This window comes from Tamlana crocina (genome assembly GCF_012037625.1).
The window spans coordinates 94,322-106,275 of the sequence record NZ_JAAVJS010000015.1 but is presented as its reverse complement, the minus strand read 5'-3'; the positions used below and the strand labels follow the sequence as shown (position 1 = coordinate 106,275).

General features: G+C 34.5%; 7 protein-coding genes. All 7 read left to right on the top strand.

Going from position 1 to position 11,954, the window contains the following annotated elements:
• Positions 1 to 293: 293 nt before the first annotated feature.
• On the top strand, positions 294 to 2,495 hold the full coding sequence (locus tag HC176_RS11620; protein WP_167918470.1) for a beta-glucosidase family protein: 2,202 nt from the start codon (positions 294 to 296) through the stop codon (positions 2,493 to 2,495).
• Between the two features lie 200 nt (positions 2,496 to 2,695).
• Positions 2,696 to 2,839: a hypothetical protein gene (locus HC176_RS11615; RefSeq protein WP_167918469.1), complete on the top strand. Its 144-nt coding sequence runs from the start codon at positions 2,696 to 2,698 to the stop codon at positions 2,837 to 2,839.
• Positions 2,840 to 2,895: 56 nt separating this feature from the next.
• Complete coding sequence (locus HC176_RS11610; RefSeq protein ID WP_167918467.1) at positions 2,896 to 3,120, top strand: hypothetical protein; 225 nt, start codon at positions 2,896 to 2,898, stop codon at positions 3,118 to 3,120.
• A gap of 284 nt (positions 3,121 to 3,404) precedes the next feature.
• Entirely contained in the window at positions 3,405 to 6,086 is a 2,682-nt protein-coding gene (locus HC176_RS11605) for a glycoside hydrolase family 3 protein (protein ID WP_245234886.1), read from the top strand.
• 35 nt (positions 6,087 to 6,121) lie between these two features.
• Complete coding sequence (locus tag HC176_RS11600) at positions 6,122 to 9,274, top strand: SusC/RagA family TonB-linked outer membrane protein (protein ID WP_167918466.1); 3,153 nt, start codon at positions 6,122 to 6,124, stop codon at positions 9,272 to 9,274.
• A 19-nt stretch (positions 9,275 to 9,293) separates the two neighbouring features.
• On the top strand, positions 9,294 to 10,811 hold the full coding sequence (locus tag HC176_RS11595) for a RagB/SusD family nutrient uptake outer membrane protein (RefSeq protein WP_167918465.1): 1,518 nt from the start codon (positions 9,294 to 9,296) through the stop codon (positions 10,809 to 10,811).
• A gap of 9 nt (positions 10,812 to 10,820) precedes the next feature.
• Entirely contained in the window at positions 10,821 to 11,951 is a 1,131-nt protein-coding gene (locus HC176_RS11590) for a hypothetical protein (protein WP_167918464.1), read from the top strand.
• Positions 11,952 to 11,954: the final 3 nt, after the last annotated feature.

The window sequence follows — 11,954 nt, the reverse complement described above, 5'->3', positions numbered from 1 at the left end:
GGTCGATGCCCATTAGGAACTGGGGCATTATTTTAAACCAGTTTTTGACTATATTTGAAAAAAGGGTCCGGCTTTAATCAAGCCAAACCCTCGATTTATAACTTACACACTTCTCGGGATAGTGTCTTTTTACAAAACTCAACTCTTACCATAATAGATTCATCTAGTTTCTGTCTTTAATTTATAAGAATTGCAACATTTGTTTTAATCATTGCTTCACAAATAGCTGTTTTTTATACCGCAAGAAAGTAATTTCATTTTTCTATAAATAAATATATAAATTCAAACAAAAAATGAAAAAACTTTGTAGTTCCATACTTATTTTAACTTGTATGTTGGTGAATAATCCTGAAATTTTTGCTCAAAAAAAGGGCTCTAAATTAGACGATAATATTGAGTCAAAAATTGATAGTATTTTACCTTTATTAACGCTGAAAGAAAAAGTAGATATGTGCCATGCGCAATCTAAATTTAGTACAAAAGGCGTAGGAAGGTTAGGAATACCAGAAATATGGATGTCAGATGGTCCTCACGGTGTAAGAGCCGAAATTAGCTGGGATTCATGGGATTATGCTGGATGGACAAACGACTCAATCACCGCTTTTCCTGCATTAACTTGTTTGGCAGCTACTTTTAATCCAGAATTGGCCGAAGCAATTGGATTTAGTCTTGGTGAAGAAGCACGATACAGGAAAAAAGATGTACTCCTAGGGCCTGGAGTTAATATTTACAGAACCCCGCTTAATGGTAGAAATTTTGAATATATGGGAGAAGACCCATTCTTAGCTTCAAAGATGGTGGTGCCCTATATTAAAGGTGTACAAAAAAATAATGTAGCCGCTTGTGTTAAACATTTTGCCTTAAACAACCAAGAACATTGGAGAAATACTGTTAATGTAGAAGTGAGTGATAGGGCTTTGCACGAGATTTATTTGCCAGCCTTTAAAGCAGCTGTACAAGAGGCTGGTGTTTGGGCTGTAATGGGAGCATACAATAAATTTAGAGGACAATATACTACACATAACGAATTACTTACCAAAAAAATCTTAAAAGGTGATTGGAATTATGATGGTGTAGTAATTAGTGATTGGAGTTCTGCGCACAATACAATGGAAGCTGCCATGAATGGATTAGATCTTGAAATGGGAACAGGAACAGATGGTTTAGGCACAAACTCTGTTAACCACTATGATAATTATTATCTAGCATCACCGTTTTTAAAAGCCTTAAAATCAGGAGAAATTGATGAAGCTGTTCTTAACGATAAAGTAAGACGAATTTTAAGATTAATGTTTAGAACCACATTAAAACCCAATAGAGGTTTTGGAAGAATTAATAATAAAGAACACCACGATGTAGCCAGAAAAGTTGCTCAAGAGGGAATTGTTTTATTAAAAAATGAAAATAAATTTTTTCCTATTGAAGATAAAAAAGGAGTAACAATTGCAGTTATTGGTGAAAATGCAACCCGTTCTATGACAGCCGGGGGAGGGTCTTCAGAGTTAAAACCTCAATTTGAAATTTCTCCATTAGAAGGTTTAAAAGCACGTTATAAAAACGCAAATATTGTACATGCTATGGGGTATGCCACGGGCCCATCAGTTTATGATGCTATTATACCATCTAAACTTAATGCAGATTCACTCAAGACAGAAGCTGTAAAAGTTGCAAAAAATGCCGATATCGTTTTGTTTTTTGGCGGTTTGAACAAAAGCCACCTTCAAGATTGTGAAGGTGCCGATAGAACACAGTTCAACCTACCATTTGGGCAAGATCAATTACTTAATGATATATTAAAAGTAAACAAAAATGTTGGATACATTTTAATGTCTGGAAATGCGGTTGAAATGCCTTGGTTAAAAAATATAGACGGCCTTATACAAACGTGGTACTTAGGTAGTATGGCTGGATATAGTATAGCAGATGTTGTTAGTGGAGATGTAAATCCTTCGGGAAAATTACCATTTTCTTTCCCTGTTAAATTAGAAGATAATGCTGCACACTCATTCGGTGAATCTTCATATCCTGGTATAGATGAGGAACAAACCTACAAGGAAGGTATTTTGGTTGGTTACAGATGGCATGATACTAAGAAAATTACACCTCTTTATGCCTTTGGTTACGGACTTTCTTATACTAGTTTTAATATTTCAGATGTAAAAACTGATAAAAAAACATACCGTGCTAACGAAAAAATTAAAGTAACCTGTCAAGTAACAAATACTGGTATTCTTGATGGATCTGAAGTTGTTCAAGTATACATAGGTAAACCAAAATCTAAAGTAAAAAGAGCTTTAAAAGAGTTAAAAGGATTTGAAAAAATTAATTTGAAAAAAGGGATATCCAAGACGGTAGAAGTTACTATAGACATTGCGAATCTTGCATTTTATGACGAATCTATTTCTGATTGGAATTTAGAAAAAGGTGGTTACGTGGTTTACGTAGGTAACGCGTCCAATAATACTGTTAAAACCATAAAAATAAACATTAAGTAATTTCTAAACAGTACACCATCACTATTCTATGTAGTTTTAAGGTGGTATCTCACTAATTGCGTAAAGTTTAAATATCGAGGGTTAAACGCTCTCGATATTTTTTTGTTTAATTTTAAATTTTATACACTCATGAAAAAGAAGATTTTATAAACCAATTCAGAACGGTAGACGAACTGACCTCCTTTCTAAAACCCATCCAAATGCAAGGTATTGAAAAGTTGTCGGAAGGAGAACTTGATGCATATCTGAATTACGATAAGCACCAACAATACGATAACAGCAATATCCATAACGGTTATGCTTACAAAAGAATAAAAATGGCATTGGGCGATACTGATATTTAAATTCCCAGGGCCGATAAACCTCTTTTAGCCCAGTGGTGGTTCCTAAACGCACTAACATGGTCGATGGCATAGAAAATGTGATTGCCAGCCTTCATGCTAAAGGTAAGACTGAATGTGATGTTGAAGAACAGATCTGTGGAGTCTGTGGTTTTGATGTATTCATATCTAAGATATCCTGTGTTACGGAAAAAGGTGACCAACGATATTGTACTTTAAGGTTTGGGAGAACTGTTTCTTCTGTAACCTTGTTTTTATTTATTTTCTTAATTAAATCACACTAATAATATAACAAATGTAGCATTTCATGTTTCATATGTTGTACAATAGGCATATAATTCATTATTGCAACAATTCTTTCAGTACATGCATTATCAGTTTTATTATAAACCTTAGCCTCTAATTATATTTGGTTAATACATTTCATATAATATAGGTGATAGAGCGAAAAAAAACAAAGTATAAAATATGGAAAGAAGTCCTAATTATAGGGTTTATGTTGTTTTTGCTTCTACTTATTTTCAATTACATATAAAAACAATCATTACCAATTTTAAATATTGATAGAATGCATTTTAACAAATACAGAGGTACAAAATTATTAGTTTATTTATCAAACTTTAGGTTGATTTCAGTAATGCTAGTACTGTTAGTTTCATCGTGTAAAACAAATGAAAAAGAGATTGACTCCTACAAATTTAAGTTTCAAAATCCATCGTTAAAAATTGAAGAACGTGTCCAAGATTTAATACATCAAATGACTCTTACAGAGAAAGTATCTCAAATGCGTTATGATGCTCCAGCTATTGATAGATTGGGAGTACCAGCATACAACTGGTGGAATGAATGTTTACATGGGGTTGCAAGAGCAGGTGAGGCAACGGTTTTCCCTCAAGGAATTGGCATGGGAGCCACATGGAATGCACCGTTAATTTACCAAATGGGAACAGCTGTATCAGACGAAGCAAGAGCTAAACACCACAAATTTATTTCAGAAGGTAAAAGAGGTATTTACCAAGGGTTAACATTTTGGACACCCAACATAAATATTTTTAGAGATCCAAGATGGGGACGTGGACAAGAAACTTACGGTGAAGACCCATACTTAACTAGTAGAATTGGTGTTAATTATATAAAAGGGCTTCAAGGGAACGATTCTAAATATTTAAAAGTCGTAGCTACGGCAAAACATTTTGCAGTGCATAGCGGGCCAGAAAAATCAAGACATGAGGATAATTACCAAACCTCTAATAAAGATTTGTATGAAACCTATTTGCCTGCTTTTGAAGCTGCCGTAAAAGAAGCTAAAGTGCATTCTGTAATGTGCGCATACAATCGCTTTAGAGATGAAGCTTGCTGTGGAAGCAATTTGTTGTTACATAAAATCCTTCGTGATGATTGGGGATTTGATGGGTATGTGGTTTCAGATTGTTGGGCAATTAATGATTTTTGGGAACCAGGAAAACACGAGCTCGTAAAAACTCCAGAAGAAGCCAGTGCATTAGCCGTTTCCAGAGGAACAGATTTAAACTGTGGAGACTGTTTCGACCCTAATTTAAAAGAAGCTGTTCTTAAAAAAATGGTAGATGAGGATAAAATAGATTTAGCCCTCACCAAATTAATGACAGCGCGCTTTAAATTAGGAATGTTTGACCCAGAGGAAAATGTAAAATGGTCAAAAATCCCATATAGCGTTGTAGGAAGTCAAAAACACTATGATTTATCAAAAAAGGTAGCAAGAGAATCAATGGTTTTGTTAAAAAACCAGAACAACATTTTGCCCTTAAGTAAAGACGTAAAATCTATAGCAGTTATAGGGCCCAATGCAAATTCAAAACCAGCATTATTAGGCAACTATCATGGTACACCAAAAAATTACAATACACCTGTAAAAGCTATCTCCAAAAAATTACCTAATGCTACTGTAAATTACGCCTTAGGAAGTGATATTGCCATTGGTTGGCCTATGTTAAACACAATACCTTCTTCCGTTTTAAAAAATGGAGAAAATAAAGGTTTAAAAGGAGAATATTTTAAAAACAAAAACTGGGAAGGAAATCCAGAGTTTATAAAAAACGATAGTGTAGTCGATTTTATTTGGACGTTAAAAAGGCCTATCGAGAATTTAACAACAGACGAGTTTTCAGTGAGATGGACTGGACAATTAATACCAAACGAAAGTGGAAAATATAGGATAGGACTCAGAGCAAGTAGCGCAGGCAAACTCTACTTTGATGGTGATTTAAAGTTTGAATTTAGTGACGATCATGAACCAAAAACTAAATATTTCGATATCAATTTAAAAAAAGGAAAAATTCATGATATAAAAATAGAATATTATAACTATCACTCAGATCCTCAAGCGCAATTTGTTTGGGCTAAAATAAATCAAGATTTAATAACACCAGCTCTAGAAGCAGCTAAAAAATCTGAAGTTGTTGTACTGTGTTTAGGATTGTCTCCAGATATTGAGGGTGAAGAAATGCCTGTTTTGTTAGAAGGTTTTGATAAAGGTGACCGCTCTGATATAGCCTTACCCCAAACCCAAATTGAACTAATGAAAAAAGTTCATGCTCTAGGTAAACCAACCATACTAGTTTTAATGAATGGAAGTGCCTTAGCCGTTAATTGGGCAGCCAATAATGTTCCCGCCATTTTAGAGGCATGGTACCCAGGTGAATTTGGAGGAAATGCAATTGCAGATGTTCTTTTTGGAGATTATAACCCTGCAGGTAGATTACCTGTAACCTTCTATAAATCAATAAAATACTTGCCGGATTTTAAAAATTACAATATGGAAAACAGAACCTATAAATACTTTAAAGGCACCCCACTGTTTCCTTTTGGTCATGGTTTAAGTTATACCAATTTTACATATTCCAATCTAAATATTCCTGATAGCATAACCATAGGTAGTAATATTGAAATAAATGTAGAAGTAAAAAATACTGGAGACTTTGATGGAGATGAAGTAGTACAATTATACATTTCTCATAAAGGCAAACCCAATACGGCCATAAGAACTTTAGTGGAGTTTGAAAGAATTCATTTAAAAGCTGGCGAAACCAAAAAGCTAAAATATAATATTAACCCAAAAAAATACAGTTTAATTAATGAACATGGTAAACCTGTAATAGAACCAGGAAATTTAGTTATAAGCATAGGTGGAAAACAACCCGGTTTTAAAGGTCTTTCAAACACCCACACAACCAATGTGTTAGAGAAGAAAATAGCATTAAAAAATAAGTAACAAATAAACTAAATTAATAACTTAAACTATTTAATATGATAAAACTAAAACTTTTAGGTATTGCACTAGTAATGCTATGCATGCAAAATGCATTATCACAGGTTAAAACGGTCTCTGGTGTAGTTTCAGATAAGAGTGGCGTTCCGTTACCTGGCGTAAATGTTCTTTTAAAAGGCACTAAAAAAGGAACCTCAACAGATTTTGACGGAAAATATACTATTAATGATGTGAAAGCAAACAGTATATTTGTATTTAGCTATTTAGGATATGCAACTCAAGAAATTCCTTATAACGGTAAAAATGTACTGAATATCACTTTGAAGGAAGATACCTCTAAATTAGAAGAGGTAGTAGTAATTGGTTACGGTACTTCCAAAAGAAAAGACCTAACAGGAGCAATATCTTCTGTTTCTGCTGAAGAACTAAAAGACCAACCCTTTTCTTCTGTTGACCAAGCCTTAACAGGAAAAGCTGCAGGTGTTACGGTTTCCCAAAACTCTGGAGCTCCAGGAGGGGGTGTTTCCATTAAAATTAGAGGTATAACATCGCTTTATGGCAATGAACCACTTTATGTTATAGATGGCACCCCTGTATTTGCAGACAGAAATAATACTTCTTTAGATTTAGGAACCGCTACCGGAGGTGGTTCTGGGCAAAATGTAAATTCTGCCTTGGCTGGTTTAAACATGTCCGACATTGAATCTATTGATATATTAAAAGATGCATCGGCCACGGCTATCTATGGTGCAAATGGTTCTAATGGTGTGGTATTAATTACAACAAAAAAAGGTAAAAGAGGTAAAACCACTATTAATTTCGATCACTACACAGGTATTCAAAGTGTTGCTAAATACTATGACATGATGAATTTACAAGAATACGCTCAATATACCAGTGATTTATTAAAGTCTGATAACAGAGATGTTCCGTTTATATTTCAAAACCCTAGTTTATTAGGTAAAGGAACAGATTGGCAAAAGGAAATTTTTAGGAGTGCAATAGTAACAAATAACCAACTTTCTGTTTCTGGAGAAAAAGATGGAACACGCTACTATACATCCCTTGGTTTTTTTAGGCAAGAAGGTGTTATTGTAAATACAGACTTTAAAAGAATTTCAATGCGCTTAAATATAGAAACAAAAGTTAATAACTGGTTTAAAATAGGTAACAACATATCATTAAGCAACGTTCAACAGCGTATTGTTAAGAATGATGATAGAGGAGGTATAGTTTCTTCTGCCTTGCGTTTAAGTCCGCTAATCCCTGTAAGGTATCCAGATGGTAGTTATGGAGCTCCTGGTGGAGGCGTAAATGGTGCTTCAAACAATTATGAAGCAGTAAACCCTGTCGCCTATTCAGAATATGTTAACAACCTAGATAAAAAATTCAAAATAAATGGGAACTTATTTGCTGAAATTTCATTCATAAAAAATCTAACTTTTAGAACCGAATTGGGATATGATTTAAATGCTGGAGATAGTAGGGTGTTCATTCCTACATATGAAAACATAGGTACAGCCGCTAATGAGGTAAATTCATCGCTTAAACAGCAAGATCAAGGCTACTATTGGACGGTAAAGAACTTTTTAACATATAATAACTCTTTGGCTAAGCACAATATTAACCTAGTGCTAGGTCAAGAAAGCCAGAAAAGTGATTTTGAATACTTAAGAGGATCCAGAAGAGATTTGGAAGGAAATAATGAATTTGATAATTTAGTATTAGGATTAAAATCTACCTCTGAAGTAGATAACCAAAGTTTTGCTTGGGCTATGCAATCTTACATAGCAAGAGCCAATTATAACTATAACAGTAAATATTATTTAACAGCCTCTATAAGAGCCGATGCATCTTCAAATTTCGGCCCAAATAATAAATGGGGTTACTTTCCATCAGTTTCTGGTGCTTGGACCATTTCAAATGAAAATTTCATGAAATCTTCATCTGGTCCCATTAATTTTTTAAAATTAAGAGCAGGCTATGGTGAAGTAGGTAACCAAAACATTCCTAGCTTCTTATATCAAACACAATTTGCTGCCGTTCCTTCATCTAGCGGACTTTCATATGTTTATACAGTAGATGGCAACCCAGATATTAAATGGGAAACCTTAAAATCCACTAACCTTGGTCTAGAAATAGGTTTGTTTAATGATGCTATAAATCTAGATCTTGATTTGTATCAAAAGAAATCCTCAGATTTATTAATTCAAAGACCAGCAGATGATAGAACAGCTGGAAGAGTACTGCCATATGAAAATGTAGGTGAAATGCTTAATAGAGGTCTAGATATAAAGTTGAACACAAGAAATATTCAAACAGATGATTTTTCATGGAATTCTACATTTATATTTTCAACATATTCCAACGAGTTAACAAAATTCTATGGTGGTACAAAACCACTAACCGCAAATATTCCACAGTCAGATGGCGAGTTATTATATAGCTATGTTGAACAAGGAGAGTCTTTAGGCCAAATTTATGGTTATGTTACAGATGGTATTTTTAGAACCCAACAAGAGGTAGATGAAAGTGCCGTTCAAGTTCCAGGTAAAACCAGTGTAGGCGATATAAAATTTAAAGATTTAGATAACGATGGTGAAATTACACTTAAAGACAGAACCTATATAGGGTCTGCTCTTCCAAAATTTACTTATAGTATAAATAACAACATATCTTATAAAGATTTTGATTTAAGTGTTGTAATAAACGGTTCTTACGGTAACAAAATATACAATCAAAATAGATTTTATACTGAAGCCTTACGTTTCTTAGGAGAAAATCAATCTAAAGATGCCCTAAATCACTTCGTTGTAAATTATTTACCAGATGGCGTTACTTTAGATGATGCTGCAAATCTTGCTCAAGATACAGATATTCCTAGAATTGATTTAGCAAACGGTAATTCAAACACACGGGTTTCAGACCGTTTTGTAGAAGACGGGTCATACCTTAGAATTCAAAACATTACCATGGGCTACAATATTAACTCTGATATTTTAAGTAAAACAAACTTCTTTACTAAAGCAAGAGTTTACCTTTCAGGACAGAATTTATTCACCTTCACTAAGTATTCTGGTTTAGACCCAGAAGTTGGAAGTAGGAATTCAGATATAAGGTTTGCTGGTTTAGATGTGGGTAGATACCCATTAGCTAAAACAATAACCCTAGGTGTTAATCTAACATTTTAAAAAATTAAAATTGATTATTATGAAAAAACAAATAAAAAAAGCATTAATGCTAGTGACCATGATTCTTTGTTTAGTATCATGTTCAGAAGATTTCACCGAGTTAAGATCGGAGAATTCATTGTGCGTAGATTGTTTACCTCCAGGAGCATCTCCCTATGAAGGTATTCAGAACGGAATGTATACTAAAGGCTGGTTTGATTATAATTTTAAGGGTATGATAACCCAAGGAGACACCTACGCAGGCAACGTATGGGCTAACGATGGCGAATTTAGACCATTTGCAGAGGCATCTGTATTAAATGATAATCCCGTACTAAATAGTAATTGGACAGCGTTGTTTTCTGTAGTGAACCAAGCTAATTCTTTAATACAAGATTTGATCAGGGACAAAGATAATATCCCTGAAGACGCCTATATTCAAGGAATTGGAGTTTCAAAATTCATGCGAGCCACTGCTTATTTTTATCTAGTTAGAATATGGGGCCCCGTACCTATTTTTGATGAAAACTCTGACGGTATAAATGCCAACAGAAATTTAGAAGCCGATGTTTATAAATTCATCGAGATGGATTTAGAGGATGCCGTAGAAAAATTAACCACAGAACCAAAAACGGGAAGAGTTGGGAAATATTCTGCTATGGGCATGTTGGCAAAAGTGAAATTAAATTTGAAAAAATTTGATGAGGCTGCTAATTTATGTAGAGAAGTTATTAATAGTGGTAAATACGATTTGCTAGAAGATTATGGAAACTTATTCAATAACCCCAACTATAACAATAACATAGAAAGTTTATTCTCTTTACAATGGACAGTAAATTGTAATGAATGGGGCACTCAAAATACCGAACAAGCGTTTATAGTACCATCGGGTTCCGGTATAACAGGAGGTGGAGATGGCTGGGGGTCTTACATGCCAACCATTGACTTACCTGGATTATACGAAGATGGTGACAAAAGAAGAAAACCATCCATTATGATTGATGGTGATTTTTACCCAGAGTTATTAAGCAAAAAAGATGGTTATACCTTTAATAAACTTCCTTCTCAAACTGCATTAAACTTTAGAAAGTATATTGTGGGTTCTGCAGATGATGGCTATAATGTCTGCTTTATGAGAACAGACCAAAACACCAATATGTTAAGATATGCAGACGTACTATTAATGATGGCCGAAGCCAAATTAGGCGCCAATGCCTCTACCTCTGACAGTGAAGCGCTATCTGCTTTTAATAGAGTGCGTTCTCGCGCAGGTCTAAGTTCAGTGAGTACCATAACCCAAGCCAGTTTATTTAAAGAAAGAAGAATAGAGTTTTTGCTAGAAGGGCAATATTATTTTGATCTACAACGCAGAAATAGAGCTGATGCCTTGGCAGAAATCGCTGCCCAGGAAAGAGGTTTCTACGGAGATGATGCCAGAACCGAGTTGAATTCCATTAAAATCACACCAACAGATGATTTCTTCTCTATGCCATTGCCATCCGGCGCTATAAGCATCAATGAGAATTTAACAGCAGAACCGGTTCCTTTTAATTTTTAAACTACAATTATGAAAAATTTGATAAAAATATATTTAGTTACGGCAATTTTTGCCCTTACGTTATTTTCATGTTCAGAAGATGATGTCGAAATGCCAACAATAACGACTTTTTCTTCTCAATCAAGCCCTAATGCATCAGGTACACCTGGTGAATTGCTTAAAATTGAAGGAACAAATTTATCTGGTTTAGAAAAAATTATACTGGACAATACATTGGAGGTATCTTTTAATCCGAATTTAAATTCCGATAATGCGATCTTTTTCAATATCCCTAATTATGATTTTGAAAATCCATATAATTTTGGGGTTCAGCCTATAAAATTCATAACCGCAAATGGGGAAATTGATTCCCAAATAAACATTATACAACCTACACCGATTTTTGGGAACTTGAGTATACCCAATCCTAAACTTGGCGAAAAAGTAACCATAAAAGGAAGTTGGTTTATAGGGGTGCAATTTGTTACTTTTGGAGGTAAACCATTAGATTACACTCTAGTTTCAGACCAAGAAATGTACTTTTTAGTGCCAACAGATGCAACTGAAGGACAACATGTTGTTATTACAACCGATGCAGGAAGTACTGCAATCGTGGAGCCAGGTCCTGGTATCGCAAACACTACATTCGTTGATATCAATTTTGGGTTTGTTAATTACTTGTTTGAAGATTTTGATGGTAATGGATTGTACACTAGTACTTGGGGATTTTATGGTGATGCGGGTGATTTGTCTGTAACCGCTGCAGGCCAAACCGGTAATTGTGCCCAATATGATTATAATGGAGCAACAGCAAACGGTTATAATGGATGCCAAAATAATGAGGCTGGCGCATTTTTACCCAGTTCAGCCACAGATGCATCCAAAGTCACTTTCAAAATGATGGTGAATGCTAACGCAGGTTCATCTTTTGATGTGATTCTAGACACGTGGGCTTATAATTTTACCCTTGCAGAGAGTGGATGGCAAGAAGTTTCAGCTAGATTAGATGAATTTGGATCTGGTTATAACCCAGGGAATGCAGCAACAGATACGGAAAAAGTAGATCCCTCTGGCATATTACAAGTTAAAGTCTCTTTACCCAATAACGGTACTGCTTCAAGTGTAAAATTTGATGATATTATATTTAAAGTAAAAGAGTAATCC